Annotated in this window: 20 protein-coding genes; 8 read left to right on the plus strand and 12 right to left on the minus strand. The window is 68.0% G+C overall.

What is annotated here, in order from left to right:
• The first annotated feature begins 160 nt into the window (after nt 1–160).
• Entirely contained in the window at nt 161–292 is a 132-nt protein-coding gene (locus tag ABD817_RS04685) for a hypothetical protein (RefSeq protein ID WP_344915299.1), read from the plus strand.
• Nucleotides 293–368: 76 nt separating this feature from the next.
• Here the strand turns inward: ABD817_RS04685 and ABD817_RS04690 are convergent, their stop codons facing one another.
• The 4 genes from ABD817_RS04690 to ABD817_RS04705 form a co-directional block, all read right to left on the minus strand.
• Nucleotides 369–653 carry a hypothetical protein gene (locus ABD817_RS04690; RefSeq protein ID WP_344915301.1) on the minus strand — a complete coding sequence of 95 codons (285 nt, stop codon included), beginning with the start codon at nt 651–653 and terminating at the stop codon, nt 369–371.
• A gap of 144 nt (nt 654–797) precedes the next feature.
• Entirely contained in the window at nt 798–1,421 is a 624-nt protein-coding gene (locus tag ABD817_RS04695; protein WP_344915303.1) for a DJ-1/PfpI family protein, read from the minus strand.
• Between the two features lie 14 nt (nt 1,422–1,435).
• Entirely contained in the window at nt 1,436–2,407 is a 972-nt protein-coding gene (locus tag ABD817_RS04700) for a GlxA family transcriptional regulator (RefSeq protein WP_344915305.1), read from the minus strand.
• Nucleotides 2,408–2,819: 412 nt separating this feature from the next.
• Complete coding sequence (locus tag ABD817_RS04705) at nt 2,820–3,350, minus strand: AAA family ATPase (protein WP_344915307.1); 531 nt, start codon at nt 3,348–3,350, stop codon at nt 2,820–2,822.
• A gap of 634 nt (nt 3,351–3,984) precedes the next feature.
• On the opposite strand from ABD817_RS04705, the gene ABD817_RS04710 reads away from it, so the two are divergent.
• The gene (locus ABD817_RS04710) at nt 3,985–6,117 is read left to right on the plus strand and encodes an ATP-binding protein (RefSeq protein WP_344915309.1); all 2,133 of its coding nucleotides are present in this window, start codon (nt 3,985–3,987) and stop codon (nt 6,115–6,117) included.
• A gap of 61 nt (nt 6,118–6,178) precedes the next feature.
• On the opposite strand, the gene ABD817_RS04715 is transcribed toward ABD817_RS04710, so the two are convergent.
• From ABD817_RS04715 to ABD817_RS04725, 3 genes are all read right to left on the minus strand, one after another.
• The gene (locus tag ABD817_RS04715) at nt 6,179–7,120 is read right to left on the minus strand and encodes a carbohydrate kinase family protein (RefSeq protein WP_344915311.1); all 942 of its coding nucleotides are present in this window, start codon (nt 7,118–7,120) and stop codon (nt 6,179–6,181) included.
• The gene (locus ABD817_RS04720; RefSeq protein ID WP_344915313.1) at nt 7,117–7,668 is read right to left on the minus strand and encodes a hypothetical protein; all 552 of its coding nucleotides are present in this window, start codon (nt 7,666–7,668) and stop codon (nt 7,117–7,119) included. Before ABD817_RS04720 ends, ABD817_RS04715 begins: the two co-directional genes overlap by 4 nt.
• A gap of 210 nt (nt 7,669–7,878) precedes the next feature.
• On the minus strand, nt 7,879–9,093 hold the full coding sequence (locus ABD817_RS04725; protein ID WP_344915315.1) for a hypothetical protein: 1,215 nt from the start codon (nt 9,091–9,093) through the stop codon (nt 7,879–7,881).
• A 326-nt stretch (nt 9,094–9,419) separates the two neighbouring features.
• Between ABD817_RS04725 and ABD817_RS04730 the strand changes: the two genes are divergently transcribed.
• Nucleotides 9,420–12,461 carry an AfsR/SARP family transcriptional regulator gene (locus ABD817_RS04730; protein WP_344915614.1) on the plus strand — a complete coding sequence of 1,014 codons (3,042 nt, stop codon included), beginning with the start codon at nt 9,420–9,422 and terminating at the stop codon, nt 12,459–12,461.
• A gap of 819 nt (nt 12,462–13,280) precedes the next feature.
• Here ABD817_RS04730 and ABD817_RS04735 read toward each other — a convergent pair.
• Both ABD817_RS04735 and ABD817_RS04740 read right to left on the minus strand, forming a co-directional pair.
• The gene (locus tag ABD817_RS04735; protein ID WP_344915317.1) at nt 13,281–13,481 is read right to left on the minus strand and encodes a DUF397 domain-containing protein; all 201 of its coding nucleotides are present in this window, start codon (nt 13,479–13,481) and stop codon (nt 13,281–13,283) included.
• A gap of 7 nt (nt 13,482–13,488) precedes the next feature.
• Nucleotides 13,489–14,340, minus strand: coding sequence for a helix-turn-helix domain-containing protein (locus ABD817_RS04740; protein WP_344915319.1), 852 nt, complete (start codon nt 14,338–14,340; stop codon nt 13,489–13,491).
• 133 nt (nt 14,341–14,473) lie between these two features.
• On the opposite strand from ABD817_RS04740, the gene ABD817_RS04745 reads away from it, so the two are divergent.
• The gene (locus ABD817_RS04745; protein WP_344915321.1) at nt 14,474–14,695 is read left to right on the plus strand and encodes a hypothetical protein; all 222 of its coding nucleotides are present in this window, start codon (nt 14,474–14,476) and stop codon (nt 14,693–14,695) included.
• Between the two features lie 2 nt (nt 14,696–14,697).
• Here ABD817_RS04745 and ABD817_RS04750 read toward each other — a convergent pair whose 3' ends face one another.
• A complete protein-coding gene (locus ABD817_RS04750; RefSeq protein WP_344915323.1) occupies nt 14,698–14,976 on the minus strand; it encodes a GntR family transcriptional regulator in 279 nt (92 codons plus the stop codon).
• Between the two features lie 284 nt (nt 14,977–15,260).
• On the opposite strand from ABD817_RS04750, the gene ABD817_RS04755 reads away from it, so the two are divergent.
• Together ABD817_RS04755 and ABD817_RS04760 are read left to right on the plus strand one after the other, a co-directional pair.
• Nucleotides 15,261–15,494, plus strand: a complete 234-nt coding sequence (locus ABD817_RS04755; protein ID WP_344915325.1) for a hypothetical protein — start codon at nt 15,261–15,263, stop codon at nt 15,492–15,494.
• Nucleotides 15,495–15,845: 351 nt separating this feature from the next.
• Complete coding sequence (locus ABD817_RS04760) at nt 15,846–16,226, plus strand: hypothetical protein (protein WP_344915327.1); 381 nt, start codon at nt 15,846–15,848, stop codon at nt 16,224–16,226.
• A 519-nt stretch (nt 16,227–16,745) separates the two neighbouring features.
• On the opposite strand, the gene ABD817_RS04765 is transcribed toward ABD817_RS04760, so the two are convergent.
• A complete protein-coding gene (locus ABD817_RS04765; RefSeq protein WP_344915329.1) occupies nt 16,746–17,957 on the minus strand; it encodes a LuxR C-terminal-related transcriptional regulator in 1,212 nt (403 codons plus the stop codon).
• A gap of 86 nt (nt 17,958–18,043) precedes the next feature.
• On the opposite strand from ABD817_RS04765, the gene ABD817_RS04770 reads away from it, so the two are divergent.
• Both ABD817_RS04770 and ABD817_RS04775 read left to right on the plus strand, forming a co-directional pair.
• A complete protein-coding gene (locus tag ABD817_RS04770; RefSeq protein WP_344915331.1) occupies nt 18,044–19,333 on the plus strand; it encodes an FAD-binding oxidoreductase in 1,290 nt (429 codons plus the stop codon).
• A complete protein-coding gene (locus tag ABD817_RS04775; RefSeq protein ID WP_344915333.1) occupies nt 19,330–19,758 on the plus strand; it encodes an HIT family protein in 429 nt (142 codons plus the stop codon). The genes ABD817_RS04770 and ABD817_RS04775 overlap by 4 nt, the downstream gene beginning before the upstream one ends.
• 218 nt (nt 19,759–19,976) lie before the next feature.
• On the opposite strand, the gene ABD817_RS04780 is transcribed toward ABD817_RS04775, so the two are convergent.
• Entirely contained in the window at nt 19,977–20,981 is a 1,005-nt protein-coding gene (locus ABD817_RS04780; protein ID WP_344915334.1) for a zinc-dependent alcohol dehydrogenase family protein, read from the minus strand.
• Between the last annotated feature and the right edge of the window lie 33 nt (nt 20,982–21,014).

Raw genomic sequence — 21,014 nt, forward strand, 5'->3', positions numbered from 1 at the left:
GCCGGCCACGGTGCCCAGCGGGCCGGGGCTGGGGAACGAACTGCCGGACCGTCAATCACCCCAGCCCCGTACGGAGATCGGTCACCCTCAAGTGATCGTGAGGCCGAATTCCATGACATAACCTGCGACGGCGAATAAATGGTCTTAAAGGTAGGGGCGAATGGTGATCGGGATGACGGGCTGGCTCGCACTGGCGGCCTTCTGGCTGATTATCGGCCTGATTCTGTTCTTCATCATCTATGGAGCCGTGAGGCTGGCGCTCAAGCATGACCGCCGAAGCCAAGGGCGCTGAGGCGACGAAGCGCGGAGCGGCTGGCGCGATCACGTTCAGCACAAACCGCTCCGAGAGGCGAGTAAGTGATCGGCCCTCATCCCGCGCTGATCGTCCGCAGGAGATGACGAGCTTCCTCGATCACACGACTGCCGCCCTTGCGCGCGGCCGTCTCCGCCAGCCCCGGCACATCGGCCCGCGCCCCCGCGAGAGCGGCGGCCTTGACCGCGACGGCCAGGAGGTCCGCCAGGCCTGTCAGCGGTCGTTCTCCGGTGCCGGGCAGCAGAGCGGGAAGCGCGTCGACCAGGATGGCCCACGTCTCGTGATGCGCCCCTGACAGCGCGAGCTCCTCCAGGGCCGGTGTGACCCGGTTGAGCTTCACGGCGTCCGCGCGGAGCCGGGAAACGACCCGACCCGGGTTACGCGAACCTGGTCGGTGAGGCCGGGGAGCCGATCAGGGTCGTCCCGGACCCTGCTTCCCTCGTCACCTCGCACGCGACAGCCCCCACGAGGTCAAGCCATGAGATCAAGCATCCCTCAGCAAGGAGCGCACCAGCTCAGTGATCTCCGCGGGAGCGGTCTTCGGCGTCCCGGCGTCGAACGGTGGCTCCGGCGCGTACTCCAGCCCGAGCTGGATCGCCATGGCCATACCCTCGCCCGCCAGCAAGGACGCGAGGTAGAGCGCCATGTCGATGCCGGCCAGCACGCCGCCCGAAGTTATGATCTTGCCGTCCCGGACGAAGCGCTCGTTGACCGGCCGCGCCCCGAACCCCGCGAGCAGGTCGTGGGCCACCCAGTGGGTCGTCGCCCTGACCCCCTCCAGCAGACCTGCCGCGCCGAGCGCGAGCGAGCCCACGCAAACCGAGGTGGTCCATGTGGTGGCCGGGTGCACCGCCTTCACGTAGCGGATCAAATCCTGGTCCGTCATGCTCCGCTTCACGTCCTTGGTACCCGGCACCACCAGGACGTCGGGTCTGGGCAGGTCGGCGAAGGAGGCGGTGGCGGTCAGCGTAACCCCCTCGTCGGCGACGACGCCTGGCCGCTCCGCCACGAAGGTGACCGTCGCGCCGGGAATGTTCCTGAGCACGAAGTACGGTCCCAAGGCGTCCATGGCGTCGTAACCCGCGTACAGGGGAATCGCGATGTGCATGTCAGCTCTCCTTGTCAGGGAATCCGCTTGTCGTGGAATCTGCGCCGGTACTCTCCCGGCGAGACCTTGAGGTGGCGGCGGAAGACGCGATAGAGGGTCTCGGGCGTCCCGAGTCCGACCCGGGTGGCGATCCGGTCGAGCGGCTCGTCGCTGCTTTCCAGCAGTCGTCTGGCCGCCGCCGCCCGTGCCCGCTCGACGTACCGGGCGGGTGACACACCGACCTCGGTCCTGAACACGCGTGAGAAGTGGCGGACGCTCATGTTCACGTGTTCCGCGAGGGCCTCCACCGACAGGTCGGCGTTCAGGCTCTCCTCGATCCACCCCTGGAGGTCGCGCAGGGGTTCACGCTTCGGTGTCCGCGCGCTCAGCGGCGTACTGAACTGGCTCTGCCCGCCTGGTCTCTGCAGGTACACGACCAGCCAACGAGAGATCTCCCTGGCCAGGTCGTGCCCGTGGTCGTGAGCGACGAGGGCGAGAGCGAGGTCGATCCCCGAGGTGACCCCCGCCGAGGTCCACACGTTGCCGTCGCGCACGTAGATGCGATCGGCGTCCACCCGCACGTTGGGATGCTCGCGGGCGAGCATGTCCCCCACCGCCCAGTGGGTGGTCGCCCGCCTTCCCTCCAGCAGGCCGGCCTCGGCCAGCAGCCACGTGCCCGAGCAGATGGATCCGACACGGCCTGACTCCCCGGCGAGCCTGCGTACCTCCGGCACCAGTGCCGCCGTGTCGGCGACAGCCGTACGGGCCGGGAGGCCGCCGACCACCAGCAGCGTGTCGATCGGGCCTTCCACGCTTCGCAGTGGCGTCTCGACGACCACGGTGACGCCGGACAGGGAGCGTACGGCCCCCGCCTGAACGGCCGTGACCTCCACCCGGTAATCGGCGCCCGGATCCAGCAACCCGGCCGCGGAGAAGACATCGGCCGGGCCCGCGAGATCGAGCAGCTGGAAGCCGTCGAAAAGGATGATGACCACGCGTTGCGACATGTCGCCATACTTGGCCCCGCGCGGCTATGGCCGCAAGGACACATACCTTGCAGATTCAGCCACGGTTCAGCATGGCGGAGCGCTGTGACCGCGTCGTTCCGGTCACCACCGAAGTCGCGAAGGAGCAGGGGCGGCCGAACACCCCCCACGGCGGACGGTTTGATCGCCGCGACGGCCGGGGGGATGGACGGCCCCTGACCGGCGGGAACGTCAAGGGGAGTCACGAACAGCGGCCCGCCTCTGAAGCGCCCCCGCCGGAGGCTTCGGTGGCTCTCCTCTCCTACCGTTCGTACCGTGGAGAACTGACCCGAGGGGAAGGTCGGAGCATGGGAAACCAGACGTGGCTTCGACCCGGGCGTCGAGAGGCTCCTGGCGCACGCCCGACGCTTTCGAGCAGGCTTCCGCGCTGTGGCTATTTGCCGGCTTCGGTTCGACGGAGCTGTGGCTGTTTACCGGCTTCGGTTCGACGAACGATCTCGTCGACGACGTGTGCGAGCGGTGCGGTGGCGTCGATCGAGATGCCGTTCTTCGGAATGTCTTCTTTCGTTCGGTGCAACCGCACGATGAGTTCTCGTTCCGCCTGCTTGCCACCCCACTCGTCTTCCGGCCGCTGGTCAAGCCGCCGGTTCAACGTGTCGAGGTCGACGTCCAGGACGAAAACACCGTCAAATAAATCGACGAACTGATAAAAATTCCTGGAACCACCGCAGAAGAACGTTACCGCCTCATCCTGGCCGGCGACCAGGGCTCTTACCCTGTCTACCTGCCAAATGTGGTGCTCGTGCGTCGCGCCACTCGTTGGTATCCCGGTTTCCGGATCGCCTTGATAAGCCAGATCGGTGTCACCGTTGATGGCGTGGTAGCCGCGTCGCCGCAATTCTTTGCAGACCGACGTCTTGCCGGTGCCGGAAACTCCCTCGATCAGATAGTTTCTGATTCCCATTGCCAGAGGATAACCGAGGACGTGTCCGTCCTGCTCGACGTCGTCATGGTTGACGGCGTTGGGAGAGCGGTGTCGCCGCCGAGAATTCGTGGCTCGCCATGGCGCACAGGGCTGTGAGCGGAGCCCCATCGGCGCGGTCGGCCGGTTACCGGTTGTCCCAGCCTTCGTGGCCGTACCAACGGTGGTCAACGCCGCCGGAATGCGCGGCAACGTTCGGGGCGGGCGGACGGCTCACGGGCGCTCGCGTTCCACGAGGCGTCGTCAGGATGCCCGGACCTGCCCAAGCGGGCCAAGCGGGACACCACCCTCGGCCGGACCTTCATCGCCCCCGATGGCAGGGTGTAAGGAGTGCCGGGGGCTATCACGGAAAGCCCTGTACGCTTTCACACCACTACTTCCACCACTCAAGCCCCATACCTTTTCAAGTATCACAAAAGGATATATCTCCTGCTCAAGGCACATACCCGGCCTTATTCGCTGGATGGAAAAAAGCGAAATAACACCTCCGTCTTGACGAAGACGTCGGATGGCGTAAGCATGGAAGCTGTTGTTCATTTTCTCATGTATGGAAACAACAGATTCGGTCAACAATTATTCGCGGGTGCGGTTTCTCGCCCGTGACACGAGTAGGGTGATGAGTGCCGATTCCCGTTCCAGGAACCAGCGACCCGAAGATCATGTCAATGAGCTGAACGGAACCGTGCTGGGATCGGCGATCCAGGCCAGGGACGTCCACGGCGGGATCCACCTGCATCAGGCGTCCACCCCCCTGCCTCGGCCGACCCAGCTGCCGGCCGGCGGCATCCTGGTCGATCGTGCCGAGACGCTCGCCCTGCTGGACGCCGTGCGTTCCGGCCCGGGAGGGACGGGGGTGCCCAAGGTCGCTGTCGTCAGCGGCCCGGCGGGCATCGGCAAGACCGCGGTGGCGTTGCACTGGTCGCACCGGGAGCGTGGCGCCTTCCCGGACGGTCAGCTCTTCGCCGACCTGCGTGGGCACGCCGTGGACGCCCCCGTGCAACCGGCGGAGGTGCTGGGGCGGTTCATCCGCGCCTTCGGGGTCGCGCCCGGACGGATCCCCGGTGACCTGGCGGAGCGTTCGGCGCTCTACCAGTCGCTGGTGAGCGGGCGCCGTCTGGTCGTCGTGCTGGACGACGTCCTGTCGGCGGCCCAGGTGAGCCCGCTCCTGCCGGCGTCCTCGGACAGCTTCGCGATCGTCACCAGCCGGTGGCGGCTCGCGGGTCTGCTGATGCGCGGGGCGAGGGGGGTCCAGCTGGACCGGCTCAGTCCGGCCTCGGCGCTGACGCTGCTGGAACGGACCGTCGGCGAAGACCGGGTGCGCGACGAGCCGGAGGCGGCAGACGAGCTGGTGGAGCTGTGCGCGCGACTACCGCTCGCCCTGTGCGTGGCCGCCGCCCGGCTGGCCACCAGGCCACACTGGCCGCTGTCGGAAATGGTGGAGGCCCTCAGCCACGAGCGGCGGCGCCTCAGCGAGCTGTCGGTGGAGGACGACATGACGATCCGGGCCGCTCTCACGCTCTCCTACCGGGGACTCTCCCCGCAGGAGGCACGTGTCTACCGGCTGCTCGGGCTCTTCCCCGGCACCACCTTCGACAGCCGGGCGGTGGCCGCGACGGTGGGGCTCCCGCTTGTCCAGGTCCGTCACCTGCTGGAGGTCCTGACGGACGCCAACCTGCTCGACGACGTGCCCGGCGGGCACTACCGCCTCCACGACCTGACCCGGCTGCACGCCCGGGAGCTGGCCGAGCAACTGGATTCCGAGGCGACCCGTGAGGAGACCGCGCGCAGGGCGCTCGACTGGTTCCTGTACACCACCTGGAGCGCGAGCCAGGTCGTGCTGCCGTACCGTCGGGTCTCCCGGGAGGCGGTGATCCACGAGCCCGCCGAGCCGGTCGTCTTCACCGGCCCGGCGCAGGCGCTCGACTGGCTGGAGGACGAGTTCGCCAACCTCAGGGCCGCCGTCCGTGTCGCGTTCGAGCGAGATCTGTTCGACGTGGCCTGGCAGCTGGTCGACGGCATCTGGCCGCTGTTCCTGTATCGCGGTCATCACGCGGAACGGCTGGAGGTCGACAGGCTGGGCCTGGCGGCGGCGCGCGCCTGCTCGGACTCCCGGGGCGAGGCCAAGATGCTGAACCGGACCGGCCTGGCGCTGCGCACCCTCGGCCGGTTGGACGAGGCCGCCGACGACTTCCGGAAAGCGCTGGAGATCTGGCGTCGCGAGGGAAACCGGCAGCGGGTGGCCGGCAGCCTGCGCCGGTTGGGCCTGGTGGAGAAGGACCGGGGGCGAATCGACGAGGCCCTCGCGCTCTTCGGGGAGGCACTCGACGGCTACCGCGCGATGGGCGGTTCACGCAAGGTGGCTCTGACGTTGTGCGACCTCGGTGACGCGATGACCGGGAGCGGTCGCCATGCGGAGGCCGTCGAATGCCTGACGGAGGCGCGACAACTCCTCGCGCCGGAACCCGACCCCTACAACCAGGCACGCGTGCTCGTCCTGCTCGGCCGCGCGCGGGCCGGAGGACCTGCGGCGGCGGCCGATCTCCTGGAACGGGCGCTGGAGGAGATGCGGCGGATCGGCTCGGACAGCGGCGAGGCCCAGGCCCTGGAAGCACTCGGAGACCTCGCTCTGGAGAACGGTCAGCGGGACGACGCTCGTGAACATTACGAGGAGGCGCGGCGGATCCTCGTCCGGCGGGGGGCCCGGAGCGGAAGGCTGGACGATCGGCTGTCCCGGCTGGGCGGAGACTGACGGCCGGGTGGTGCCTGACGGTCGAAACCGCCCCGGCGGGATGCCGGGGCGGTCCCGGCGATCAGGCCGTCCCGGCGTCCCAGCGTCCGGTCACGACGTGCGGCGAACACGCCGCTCCCAGCTTCGACAGTTCCTCACAGGTCAGTGACGCCGTCACCGGAGTGCGGGAACCGATCTTCCAGCCGGCGTGCACCACCGCCGCCCGCAGGGCCCGTACCGGATCGCCGGTGTTCCGCCAGACGTGCAGGAAGGTGGCGAACAGCGCGTCACCGGCTCCGGTGGTGTTCACGACCTCCCGTGACGTCACGGCCTCCGCCCTGACGAGCAGCCCGTCCCTCGTCCCGAGCACCGCCCCCCGCTCGCCGAGCCCGACGCCCACCACCTGGCAGCGCGGGTAGCGACGGAACATCTTCGCCATCCACCGCTCGGGCGGACAGGGAAGGCGTTCGTGGCTGCAGAAGACGATCCGCGCGGCCTCCAGCCACGGACGGTTGTACTCGCCGTCGAGATCGTGGATGAGGTGGACGTCCACGGCGATGGGAACGCCGAGCCGAGCCGCGGGCCGTACCAGATCCCGGACGAACTTCGCGTTCGTCAGGACCAGCAGGTCCGCGCCACGGGCCTGCTCCTCGAAGAGGTCCGGTGAGTACGCGACCCCGTTGACGGGCGCCAGATGCGGGAAACCCATCCGACGGCCGTCGGGCGTGACGAGTGTCACGCCCGACGACGACTCGGCGCTCTCGACGATCCCGGGTCCGAGCAGGCCCGCACGACCGAGCTCGGTCGTTATACCCGCGCCGATGAGATCCCGGCCGACCACGGTGCACAGACGCACGTCGTCGCCGAGCGTCTTCAGGGTCCGCGCGATGTGGCCCGCGGCCCCCGACACGCCGGCGCATGACCAGCGTGGCGACGACGTGGGGGCGTACCGGATCGGGAACTCCCTCACCCCCACGGACATGTAGAAGCTGACGGCACCGGCCACGAGGATCGCGCGGGTCATGCGGACATCCCTCCGGTGTCGTACGTCCGGAGGTGGGCGGGTCTGACCTGTGTCCTGCCCGCCACTTCGAGCGTTCCGATCCGGGCCGCCGAGGAGTCGGCGTACCGGCCCACGATCACCGAGGCGGTGGCCAGACTCTCGAACGGCATTCCAGCGATCCGCCAGCCGTACAGGAACGACCCGTAGACGGCGGGCCAGGGGGCGGAGCCGCCGGGAAGACCTCCCACCTCGGTGATCGCGGCGAGCCGTCCGTCGCGCAGCCCGGCCAGGAAGCCGCCTCCGGCCTCGTGCCCGCCGACCGCGACCTCGCAACCGGGATACCGGTCAAGGAGACCGGAGATATCGCGCTCTGGAACGTTCCATGAAGTCTCCTGGCTTACGAGGACGTCGGCGACCTCACACCAGATCCGGCCCAGGGGGTCGTCGAGGGTGGCGACGATGTGCGTGCCGTCGAAGACGCGCCTGCCGGGCGGCAGGCCGCGGTGGTGTCCCGCCGGAGACAGGATCATGAGGTGCGGGGCGCGGAGCGGGCCCTCGCGGGGGATCACCAGGATCGCCGGGTCACTCCGCCGCGACGCGGCGGTTCCGCGCGTGGCGGAGGTCCGCGACGGGACGGTGATCCGGGACGGAGCCGAGGATCCGGGTGGAGCGGGAGTCGCGGGTGGGGGTGGGATCCGGCGCAACCTGAGCGCGTGTTCCACCCGGAAGAGGTGAACTGAGACGAGTGTGCCGAACACGTCGATTCTCCGATCTGGGGTCTACCTGACGAGAAAGGGCGCCGGAGCCGGTGCGGTCACCGGGATGACCGAGGGTTGCCGCAGGTCCAGCGACCGGTAGATGAGCCGGCGCATGTTCCGGTCGAAACGGCCCGGCGCGGAGGTGATGCTTTCCGCGACGGCCCGGTAGTGGCCGGGCTCCACCTCCGTGGCGATCCTGACCAGCTGCTCTCGCAGCGAACCGCGAGGAGAGAGCCGGGGGGCGACGGCGGCGAGCCCGCCGAGGGCGGACGCCGGGTCGACGTCGTCCCGGGGGAAGCCGGCCAGTACGACCGGCGCCCCGGTGACCGTCCCGTACAGGGTCGCCGATCCGTGGTCCCCGATGATCCAGTCGGCCGACGCGAGGACCGCGTGCCAGTTCGCCTCCGGTGGCACCAGGCTCAGACCGCGCCGCAGGGAATCGGCGAACCAGGCTCTCACCTGCCAGATGCCGTGCCCGAACCAGATGTTGGGGTGCAGAAGCAGCACGACCCGATACTCCTGCCGGGGCAGCTCGGTGACCAGGCGGTGCAGCAGCCGGGGCCATCGGCCGAAGAGCGACGCCGGCCCCCAGGTCGAGCTGACCACGACGAGCTTCTGCTCCGGCTCGACGGCCAGCGCGCGGCGGTACAGATCTCGGTGCGGCAGGCCGGCGGCCAGCCTGTCGTACGACGGGTCGCCGACGACGGTGGCCACGGGGAGCGCGTCCGGGCAGGTCCGGGCCAGCCGTCCCAGCTCGGAGGAGTGGGAGAGCGCCACCGCCGAGGGCAGTACGGCGCCGTCGTGCAACAGGCGCTGGGGATCGAGCCCGTACGCCACACGACCGCCCACGGCACGCACACCGTCTCGTACGGTCACGAGCTTGTTGAAGCCGGCACCGTGCGGAATGACGATCAGTGGCGCGTGGATCTCGTGGAGCGCGCCCAGGCTGGCGGCGATGGCGAGATCGAACCGCTGGTTCCTGGCCTGCTCCCAGGGCAGCACCACCGCCCCCAGGCCACCGACGAACTCCGCGACCCCGTTGCTGAAGACGTCCGGGGCGATGGTGAACACGACCTGGATTCTCAGGTCGGATTCCACGAGACGCACGGTGTCCATCAGGCGCTGTCCCGACGTGACGGTGTGGACGACCACCAGCACCACTTTGCAGTCCCTGCGCGTCACCCATCGGCGAGAGTCGAGCCCGATAGGAACCCTGCTCCATTCGTGATCGGACATTTGCCTGTATCACCCCTGACCTGTTCCGGCGGACGGGCGAGGTTCGTCGCCCTCTCTAGAGAATTGCCGCCGAAACTTGCGGAAACCCTTGCGGCAATCCTGTTGCCAGCCAGGAAGATTGAGGATAAATAGGTCATAGGGCTGGTCGAATCACTTACTGCTCAGTTGACTCTGGCCAGTTAAATGCGTCAGACGGGAAGACCACTCACCCCGGGAAGGGGAATCGAATGGAATTCCGTATTCTCGGCCCAGTCGAGTTTTGGTCTCGGGGTCAACGCCGTGACCTGGGGTGGGCCAAGGAACGTCATGTTTTGGCCGTCCTTTTGATGACACCGGGCAAGCCGGTTTCCACCGAGTCGCTCATCCGCAAGGTGTGGGACGAAAGTCCACCGGCCAATGCCCGCAATAGCCTGTACAGTCATGTCGCCCGGCTCAAGAGCCGCCTCCACGGCGCCGGAGAGGACGTGCGGCTGAGAGGTGGTTCGGGGACGTATTCCCTTGAAACAGATCCGGAGAACATCGACTACCATCACTTCCGCGCGCTGTGCTCGCGAGCCCGTTCGGTAACCGAAAACGGCGACGTCGACGACGCTTTCCGGTTGTATGGCGAAGCGGGTCGCCTGTGGCGGGGAGAGCCGCTGTCCGGACTCTCCGGTTCCTGGGTCGTCCATACCCGCCGAAAGCTCGAAAACGACCTTCTGACCGGCACCGTCGAACGCGTCGAACTCGAACTCCTTCACGGCTCGAACACCGACCTCGTGCCGGAACTGTACGACCTGGTCAACCGATTTCGATTCCACGAGAAACTGGTCGAGCTGCTCATGCTGGCGCTCTATCGCGCCGGTCGGCAGGCGGAGGCCCTCGGCGCCTACCGTCAGGCGCACAGGCGTCTCGTCGGAGAGCACGGCGCCGAACCGGGACCGGGGTTACGGGCACTGCACCAGCGCATCCTCCAGGGCGATCCGGCACTGCTGCCCGAGTCCTGGCGCGGCACCCCGGGAAGCTGGCGCGGTGCCTCGGGAGGTTGGCGCGGCGCCTCGGGAAACACGCCGCTGACCAGCCTTCCTCGCGACGTCCGCACCTTCGTCGGCAGGACGCCCGAGATCAACCGGCTGATCGACGAGCGGATACGGGAGGACGCGGTCACCGTTCTCGCGATCGACGGCATGGCGGGGGTCGGGAAGACGGCGCTGGCCGTGCACCTGGCCCACCGGCTCGCCGACGACTACCCCGACGGCGTGCTCTATCTCGACCTGCTGGGCTACGACGCCGAGCACGCGTCGATGGACCCGGCGACCGCCCTCGAACGTCTCCTGCGCCTCCTCGGCATTCCGGTCCCCGGCGACCTGGACGAGCGGGTGGCGAGGTGGCGCACCGCGCTCGCCCGCCGCAAGGTGCTCCTGGTCCTCGACAACGCCATCGGGCATGATCAGCTCGGTCCCCTCCTGCCGGGGGCACCCGGCTGCCTTGTCTTGATCACCAGCCGTCGGCGGCTGGCGGGGCTGGACGACGTTCACTCGCTCTCCCTGGAGGTGTTGCCACCGCAGGAGGGGGCCGCCCTCTTCGGCCGCGTCGTGGATTCGCGGCGCGCGCTCAACGCGGACGACGTCGCGCGGGTCGTGCGGCTCTGCGGCCATCTCCCCCTGGCGATTCAGCTGGCCGGTAGCCGGCTCCGGCACCGGCCCGCGTGGAGCGTGGCCGACCTCGCCGAGCTGCTCGGCAGGAACGACCGGCGGCTGACCGAGATCCGGGCGGGGAACCGCGGGATCACCGCGGCGTTCGAGCTTTCCTTCAACGGCCTGGACGAATGGCAGCAGCAGGCGTTCTGGCGACTCGGACTGCACCCCGGGGCGGACATCACCGCGGACTGCGCGGCGGCACTACTGGAGACGGACCGGGCCGAGGCGGAGAGGCTGCTCGACGATCTCCTCGACCATCACCTGATCGGGGAGCCCAGGCGTGGTCGCTACAGATTTCATGACCTCATCGGCGAGTACGCCCGCCTGTTATCGAGCCGGGAGCCGGAGAGCGCGCGAGCCGAGGTGCTCCGCCGGGTCCTCGACCACTACCTTCGCATGGCCGACACCGCCGACCGGCTGCTCTACCCGCACCGCACCCGCGGCCCCGCCGAGATGTCCGGCGCGTCGGGTCCCGGAACCGGCATCGCCACCGAGGAGCAGGCCCTCGCCTGGATGAACGCCGAAGCGGACAACCTGCTCCTCGTCACGCGCTACGCCGCCGATCACGGGTGGACAAGGCACGCGGCACTGCTTCCACGCGTCCTCGGCCGGTATCTCGACGTGTGGGTCCGCTGGGCGGAGGCGGCCGAGCTCCACACGCGTGCCGTGGAGGCGTGGCGCGAGCTGGGGAACTGGTCGGGGACCGCGTACGCGCTGGCCGACCTCAGCGTGGTGCGGCGGCAGACCGGCCGGCATGAGGAGGCGCTCCGGCTGGCGGACGAGGCGCTGACGATCCAGCGTGCCCTCGACGACGAGCGGGCCGTCGCCGACCTGCTCGACAGCAGGGGCCTGGTGTACTGGCAACGTTCCGAGTTCGACGTCGCCCTGGACTGCTTCGAGCGGGCGCTGCGACTGCGCAGGGCGCTGGCCGACCGCCACGGTCAGGCCGCCAGCCTCACCCATATCGGGATCATCCACTCGTATCGGGGAGATTACCCGAAGGCTATCGAGTACCTGCTGGGGGCGCTCGGGCTGTACCGGCAGGGCGGCGACCGGCGCGGGCAGCAGGTCGCGTTGAACAACATCGGCGAGATCGAGTTCAAGCTGGGCAACTACACCACCGCACTGGGTCACTACGAGGAGGCCGGGTCCGTCTACCCCGACATGGGCCCGCAGAACAAGGCCATCTGGCTCAACAACGTCGCCAACGTCTATCAGCTCCTGAACCGGCACGCCGACGCCCTTGAGTGCTACAGACAGGCACTGCAAATCCACAGTAATATCGGCGACCGGCGGCACGAGGTGGACGCCCTCAACAATATCGGAAATTGCTACGCGCGCATGGGCAGGGACGAGGACGCGCTCGTCCATCACCAAAAAGCATTACGTATTTCTATCGAGATATTGGATCGCCGCGAGGAGAGCCAGGCCCTTCTCAGTATCGGCGGAATCCATCATCGCGCGAATCACCACGACGCCGCCCTGGCCCATTTTAAAAAGGCCCTCGCCGTGGCACACGCCATCGGGGACGTCCACCAGGAGGCCCGCACGCTCGACGAGATGGGCACCGCGCTTGCCGACACCGGCGAGAAGGCGCGGGCAGAGGAGTGCTGGCGACGGGCGCTCGGCCTCTACGAGTCTCTCGGCGTGGTGGAGGCGGAACTCGTCCGGGCAAGACTCGCCAGGTAGAACCGACGGGGACTCGCCATGATCCATCCTGCTGTATGATCATCTACAGCTTCCAGGGATAGCCAAAGCGGTCATATCGCTCTTCTCGCCAATTTGCCGCTTTTGCTCTCACACCTTCCACAAGAGGTCATAACCATGTGGAATGAATGGCGTTTTAGGGCTATCCTGTAACCAGATTTCGGCCTGGTCCAAATTTGAGACCGAAGGCTTTTTCACCTTCACGAAAAGGTAAAACAGCATGGGGTTCTTCTATCACGCTGCCATCTGCGCAATTCTCACGGTTGGGGCTTTTATGATTTATTATATTAACATGGTACCGGCCGGCTATTTTCCGGGAACGGGCGCCTGAATATTGCATTGTATAGCAGGAGGCGGCGTACGCCGCCTCCTTTTTTGTTGGCCTCGGGGTCTCGCACCCACGGCCATGGCGAAACCGAGCAGCGGCCGGACACGGAGTTCGTCCGGAAAGAGAAGACGGGCGGGCAGGCCGGTCCACCGTGATGCTTCCGGACCCGGCCACGACGCGTGGCTCCGGTACCGTCACATACGGCCCGCACAGGAGGCCGACGCGACGGCGACGGACGATCTCTTCGGAGGCGCGCGAGGGTCGGTGTTAATCATGCCTCGCGAGGGCCGCTCCTCCCACCCCTCCCAGCCTCCCGGGCCGCCATCGGATCCATCCGAAACCTGCATAACCGAACGACCGCTTGCCCTCGCACGTCCTGACTGTCGGTGGTTAGGCTCGAAGGGCTTCGTTTCACGAAAAGGCCCCGCCCTCCCCCCGGAAGGGAGAGCGGGGCCGACGTGTTACTGGGACGGCTAGCTGTCGAACTCGCCAGCCTTCACCCGGCGGATGAAGGCGCCCCACTCAGGGTGGTCGAAAGCGAGCTGCGGGCCGCCTGGGTCCTTGGTGTCTCGCACGGCCCAACCGCCGCCGTCGAGGGGCGCCCCTTCGACGCAGTTGTCGCCTTGAGCGGAGAGACTGCTCTTCCGCCAGGCGGCTGTGGTGCTTCGTTCCACGTTTCGCCTACCTCTGCTGTAGATCCCTGACCATGGACTGCATGCGCTGCGCCGACTCTTCCGTGGACAGTGCCAGCGCCTGCACCGTGCTGAAAATTACGGTATACCGATGGAGGTCCGGAGGCTTTTCGCGGTAGAGATCGTCCGTAGGGGTCTCCGTGTAGACCAGTGACGGGGATGCCGCGTCCTCAAAGTCCAGGATCACGAAGCCGCCAGCCATCGCTGGGTGTGCGCCCGCACTGAAGGGCAGTATCTGGATGGTGACGTTTGGTCGCTCACCCATTTTGGTGAGGTGCTCCAGCTGAGCGAGCCGGACGTCGGGCCCGCCGATGAGGCGGTGCAGGGCAGCTTCGTCGATCACCGTCATCAGCTGGGGAGGATTCGCCCTCTCCAAGATTTCCTGCCTAGCGAGCCGCGCCTCGGCGTGACGTTCGATGGCGGGCTCGTCGAGGCCGAACCCGGCGCGGAAGACCGCCCGCATGTAGTCCGGCGTCTGGCACAGGCCCGGGATGTTGGGGTCATAGGTGCGTAAGGCGACCGCCCCGGCTTCGAACGCAGGCAGTCGACCGCGGAACACGTCCTTGTAGTCGGCCCACCATCCGCGTTGACGGGCCTGTTTGGCGAGGTCGATGAGCGCCGCGCGTTCACCCTCGTCGGTCACCTCGTAGGTGTCGAGCAGATCGCGGATGTCTCGCGGATTCGGAAGCTTCCAGTCGTTGCGCTCGATGCGGGTGAGTTTGGACGGTGTCCAGCCGAGACGCTTGGTGACTTCGGCAGCGGTGAGCTTGCGTTCCTTCCGGAGGTCGAGCAGCGCCATGGAGAGTTGCCTCCGCTTGACGGTGGGGCTGTGTTCGGTCATGTGCCGTCCTTGTTCCCGCGAGGCGACAAAGGGTGCATATCTAGACAATATGAAATTTCTGATTTCAGTATTGCCTTTTTCTGATACCCATACAACCATGAGGGTAGAACCCGTCACGGGGAGTGAGGCAAGCATGACGCCATTACCGGCGAGCGCCAAGACGCTGCGCGAAGAGTTCCCCAGATGGGCTCTGCGAGAGTCCGGCGCCCACCGCCACTGGGCCATCCGTACGGACCGGCCGACGACGCCGCAGATCAAAGTCGGAGCGAAGCTCTACCTGTCCAGGGAGACCATCACCGAACTGGCCGAACGTCTGCGCGCCGAGGAGCGGCTGCTGGCGGAGGTCACGCCATGACGCTACTCATCATCCTGGGCGGGCCAGTCGGACTGGGGGCGGACGAAGGTCGCGACGCCGTGCTCAGCACGGACGTATCCCTCGTCGGCCAGTTGGTCGATCACCTTGCGGATCGTATTCTTCGCGGCCCCGAACTCCTGGTGCAGCTGGTTGAGGCTGGGGATGGGGTATCGCGGCTTGTACTCGCCATCCCGGATGCGGCGGCGCAGCTCATCGGCGAGCTGCTTCCAGCGGGCACGGTCGGTCTCCCAGACGACCTCCCCATCCACCTTTTTGATCATGGTGGAGACGGTAGAGCGTCACACTCTTGCCCGCCTAAGCAGGGAAGTGCAGGCAATAGACTGCTACAGCATGCAACAGCATGGCACAGTAAGGATCATGCTTCCTTCCTGGGCGGAAACCCGGGAGAGGTGAGAAACGAGTGCGGCCGCCCCTCGCGATGGATTCGCGGTCGCACCCTCAACGTGCACCCCCGGCCGAACCCCGGTCGGCGGATGCACCGGCAGCCTCCGGCCATGCCCCTCCGGGTAGGGCATGGCCGGAGACTCAGCCTGGCGGTAACCCCATGAGCGACCGTGCCGAGGTCACCGCCCAGGACCTTCTCACCACCGCGTTCCCCGACTGGCTGATCTGGCGCAGCGACACCGGCCACTGGTACGCGACCCGCCGCACCCGGGTCACCGAGGCGCAGGGCCGTACCGGCTGCAACCGCATGGTGGACGCACCTACTCCAGCTGACCTGTCTCAGAAGCTTGTCGAGCAGGAGCAGCGGGCCGCGAAAGCAGCGGTGACGCCGTGACCCCGGAGGACCTCGACCGGATGCATGCCGAAGCAGTGGCAGCTGGCGTGGACCCTGAAAAGTTGGAACGGCAACGGCGCGAAGCCCTCCAGGAATGCGGCAGCCCGGAGGAGATGGCCCGCTGGGCTGACTTCGACCAGAGACTCGCCACCTATTGGTCGACCGTCCGAGGTCGCCCCTCACCCTGATCTTCCACCCGGGCGTTCGCGCGCTCCCCTGGCTGGTGCCTGTCAGGGGAGATCCGGGTGAAGTCGGCGCCCCCGCCTCTGGAGGGACGGCGGGATCGTCGAGGCCAGGGCCCCGCCCACCATGAGGGGCGGGGCCCACCACACACCGACCTGGAGGAACCTGATGAGCAGCCCCGACGAGTCGGCCGACACCAGCACCCCCCGCGCAGCGGGCCAGAACGAGGCTGACATCACGTACGGGGTGCGGTGGACCCCCAGCCACAGACGCGAACCGACCGTCATCCCCAGCCGCGACGCCGACGCAGCTCACCACCAAGCCCGCCGGGTCCGCGCCCTACAGCGAACGTTCGACAACACCGCGGATGCTGCCGCTGTCTATCGGACGGGTGACGGCGAGTGGATGATCCTGCTCCCGACCGCCGCCGAAAGGCTCATCGAAGAGTTTCAGACCTGGTTGCACAACCAGACCACCGCTGAACCCGGCCACCTGCCAGAAGCGCCAGAGCAAGGTCAAGGCGCGCGGAGGCTGCCCTACGCGGACTAAGGGTCCTTGGGCTGGTGCTTGCCCGCTTCCCAATCCTTGATCGGTTGCGTCCACGGAGGTGGTGTACGAGTTTCCCCAATTGGTGAGGTCAGCGGATATGTCCAGCCTCTGCGGAGCCATGTGCGCGGCCTCCTGCGGTTTGTTGCATTCGTAGGAGCAACGACACGGGCAATGCATTAAATCAGTCCCCTCTAACGAGGAGAGGGGGAGCATTTAATACATGGGCACTCCTGCGCACTCACGCCTCGAAGGGCGTTTGGCCGCGCTCCCTCCCACATTCACGGTGGTCATGAGAAGCAGGACCACTCATCCAGCACAGGCCATCATGACCTGATCAGCAATACACCGGTCGCAGAAGCGGGAAACGAACGAATCAAGAGAAAGCCAGATTGGGAAAGACATCCCGCGAACTCTCAAAGATCCTTCTGGACCCAACCGTATGATCTCCCATATTCCTCCCGCGAGAGACGACGAAGATCGAAAACATGAAGAAGACCAGGCTGAAGACAGGCCGGTTCATCAACGACCCGCATGTCGAACCGCCTTAAGTCCTCCTCGCGTCTCCGCTGGTGCTGTCGGCGAGCCCGGTTCTGCGGCGCTCCCCGCTGGAGTGCCGACCGGTCGGGACGCCTCCGCGAACCAGCCGTTCGGGGCCAGGCGTCCGTTCATCCTCGGGGCGTACTGGTCGTAGAACACCTTGGCGGTGAGCTCGCGGCGGCTGCGCACGCCGGTCTTGTCGAAAATGATCTTGAGATGGTCCTGGACGGTGTGGGCGGACAGATGGAGGGTCGCGGCGATCTGGCCGGTGTCCAGGCCCTGCAGAACCAGCCGGACGACGTCCTGTTCGCGCCGGGTGAGGCCGAACGCGGCGATGACCAGCGGGACGATCTCGGGCGGACGGGCCTCCTCGATCGTGACCACGATGTCGCTGGTGGAGCCGTCGCGGGAGCGGAGCGGCGCGGCATGGGCGACGAGCCACTGACCGGACAGGGTGCGCAGACGCGTACGGGGTACGGCGGGCCTCCCGGATCGAGCCGCCTGGGTCAGCGCGCGCAGCGCGACCGGGAGCAGTGAGCCGTGCAGTGGTCCGGCGCCCAGGTCTGCGGCCAGTTCCTCCGCGCCAGGTCCGGCCTGGACGATCTGGCCGTCGCCGTCGACGATCAGAACCACCGGGGCGTCGAGCGCGCCCTCGGTGACCGCGGTGGCCAGCAGCCCGGCGCGCAGGCCGACCGCCAGCAGCGGGGCGACCACGCTGACGAACTGCTGGTCGGCCAACGTGAAGGCGGAATCGTCGTGGCGGTAGAGAGCCAGGTATCCCCAGACGTTGCCGTCGTCGGCCCGCAGGGCCGCGCGCAACTCGTCTCGGAAGCCCCATGCCGGTCGCAGGTAGCGCCGGAAGCGGGCCGACCGCTCCGCGTGGTCGCCGGTCTCCACCCGCAGTGAGGTGACCTGGCCGGGCCGCTGAGCCACGTCGCGGAAGTCGTAGACGTCGGGGACCAGGTACTCGAAGCGGGCCCACTCCTCGTCGGAGGCGTCGCCCAGCTCACCCCATTTGGTGGTGCCGGTGAGAATGTTGGTGGCCGGGTCGGCCGTGGCCATGCAGGCCGAATCGAACGGGACGGCTCGGACGAGAAGCGCGAGGGCGGCGTCGGTGAAGGCGCGGACGTCCAGCCCGGCGGTGGCCAGCTGCACGAGGTGTGCCCGGATCCGGTCGGCATGTGTGGTGGCCATGGCTCCAGTGTGGCTCGGCTCGGATCCGTGCTGTACCCCAGATCGCTGGGATACCGGCTCGGCCGGCGATTGGCGATCGTGGAGTCATGAATCCGTACAACCTGGCATTTCCCGTAAATCCGGCAACTCACGTATCCGCCGGCGGTGTCGAGGACATCGTCGCCGCCGTCCAGCAGGCGCGTCGGCAGGGGCGGCGCGTCAGCGTGATGGCGACCGGGCACGGCCTGAACGCTCCGATCGAGGACGGTGTGCTGATCACCACCGAACGGATGCGCGAGGTGACGATCGATCCCGCCGCGCGCACCGCCACACTCGCCGCCGGGGTGAGGTGGGCGCAGGTCATCGAGGCGGCCGCGCCCTATGGACTGGCCCCGGTCAACGGCTCCTCCGCACGCGTCGGCGCGGTCGGCTACACGCTCGGCGGCGGGAGCGGGCCGCTGTCGCGTGCGTACGGATTCGCCGCCGACCACGTGCGGCGGGTGCGGCTCGTCGACGGCACCGGCCAGGTCCGTGAGGTCGACGCGGACTCCGACCCCGAGCTGTTCTGGGCGGTGCGCGGCGGCAAGGGCAACTTCGGCGTCGTCACCGAGATGGAGATCGGGCTGATGCCGGTGGCCACCCTGTACGGCGGTTCGGTCTACTACCCGGGCGAGGCCGCCCGCGACGTCCTGCACGCCTTCGGCGAATGGTCGGCCGACCTGCCCGACCGGGTGGCGACCACCTCGGTGGCCGTACTGCGCCTGCCGCCGCTGCCGGAGCTGCCCGAGGTGTTGCGCGGTCAGCTCGTCGTACAGCTGCGTTACGCCCATCTCGACGGAGTCGAGGCCGGAGAGAAGGTGCTCGCCGGGATGCGGTCGGTGGCCGGGCCGCTCCTCGACACCGTGCAGGAGCTGCCGTACACCTCGGTCGACTCCATCCACCAGGACCCGCCCGAGCCGATGCCGTTCTGGGACGGCGGCGCCGGGCTGGCAGGATTCCCGGCCGAAGCGGCCGATGCCCTGCTCGACCTGGTGGGCCCGGGTCAAGACGTGCCGATTCCGCTCGTCGAGGTGCGGCTGCAGGGTGGCGCGATGGCGCGCCCGCCCGTGGTGCCCAACGCGGTGACGGGCCGCGACGCCGCCTATGCCCTCTCCGCCGTCGGTCTCATGGCCGGCGACGCCGCTCGGGTCGTGCCGGCCCTGATCGCCGAAATCGTGGCCGCCGTGGGCCCGTGGCGCAGCGCGTCGGACCTGTTCAACATGATCGGTCCGGTCGGCCCGGAGCGCGTCGCCGCCCTGTGGACCGAGGCCGATCGTGCCCGGCTACTCGCCGTCAAGCAGCGCGTCGACCCCGCGGGCATGTTCGGCGGGGCGCACACCATCGGCCGAACCTCATGAGCAGTGTCTTCTCCCAGATCATCAAAGGTGAGCTGCCGGCGCACGTCATCTGGAGGGAGGACGACGTCATCGCCTTCCTCACGATCGCCCCGCTGCGGCCCGGACACGCGCTCGTCGTGCCGCGCCAGGAGATCGACCTCTGGACCGAGGCCGAGCCGGAACTGCTGAACGGCCTCATGGCCGTCGCCCAGGCCGTCGGCAGGGCACAGCGACGTGCGTGGGGTGCGCCTCGCGCCGGTCTCGCCATCGCCGGCTTCGAGATTCCGCACCTGCACGTCCACGTAACCCCGATCTGGGATATGTCGGACCTGGATCTCACGAACGTCGATCACGAGCCGAACCAGTCGGCGCTCGCCGACTCCGCCGGCCGTCTCCGCGCCGCCCTCCGGGAACTGGGGTACGGCATGGCCGTACCTACAGGCTGATGACGATCTTGCCCACGCCCGCGCCGCTGTCGAAGTGGCGCGTCGGGAAAGTAGCGGCCGTGCACCAGGGCCAGGTCGCGGTAGTTCAGCGACACGGCGCGAACCCGGACGACCACTTCACCCCGCTGGGGCCAGGGCATCGCCTCCTCCCGCAGCGTCAGGTGGTCGATGCTGCCGCGCTGGGCAAGTCGGTAAACCATCATCATTCTGTCCATCTCCTAATGGCGGATCACGACTTTGCCGACGCGGCCGGGCGCCGAGAAGTGCGCCCAGGCCGCAGTGGCGTCGTCGAAGTCGAAGATCCGGTCGATGACCGGGTGGATCTCGCGGGCGGCAACGACCCGCAGGGCGTCCTCCAGGTCGCTCCGGCTGCCGACCGGGATGGACCGGAGGACGGCCTGCTTGCCGAAGAAGGCCGCCAGGTCCAGCCCCGCGCCGGCCGCGCCGAGCAGCCCGACCTGTGAGATCGTGCCCCGATAGGCGAGCGCGGCGATCGACTGCGCGATGGTCGACTGCCCACCGAGCTCGACGACGAGATCGGCGCCGTGCCCACCGGTCGCCGCGAGCACCTCGGCGCCCCACTCGGGAGTCGCCCGGGAGTCGATGACGGCGTCCGCCCCGAGCTTCTCCAGCAGCGCCACCTTCGCCGGGTCGGAGGTCGTCGCGACGACCTCCGCGCCGAGCGCCCGGGCGAGCTGCACCGCGAACAGGGCCACCCCACCGGTCCCCTGCGTCAGCACGACGTCACCGACGCCCGCGCCCCGGACCGCGTTCCACGCCGTCACCAGGGCGCACGGCAGCGCCGCCGCCTCCTCGAAGCCGAGATGGGCGGGCACGGCGACGAGCGCGTCCTCGTCGACGACCTTGTACTCGGTCAGCCAGCCGTCGCGGGTCGTCACGTACATCTCGGGCACCTGGCGGAAGGCGCCCCCGTACCAGGTGGGGAAGAAGGTGCTGGCGACGCGGTCACCGACGGCGAAGCGACGGGCCTCCGGGCCGACGGCGGCGATCTCACCGGCGCCGTCCGCGAGGGCGACGCGTTCCGGCTCCATCGGGTACGGGTAGTGGCCGGACGCGAGCGCGGGGTCGCGGTAGTTGAGCGAGCTCGCCCGCACCCGGACGAGCACTTCGCCCCGCCCCGGCGCCGGAACCGCCTCCTCGACGAGACGGAAAGGGATGTCGGAACCTGGGATGTTCATGCGGTACGCCTTGGTCGTAGTCATGACGGCAACGCTAAGGACATTTGTCGGACGATA

The sequence above is a fragment of the Streptosporangium oxazolinicum genome (assembly GCF_039537505.1).
Lineage (GTDB): Bacteria > Actinomycetota > Actinomycetes > Streptosporangiales > Streptosporangiaceae > Streptosporangium > Streptosporangium oxazolinicum.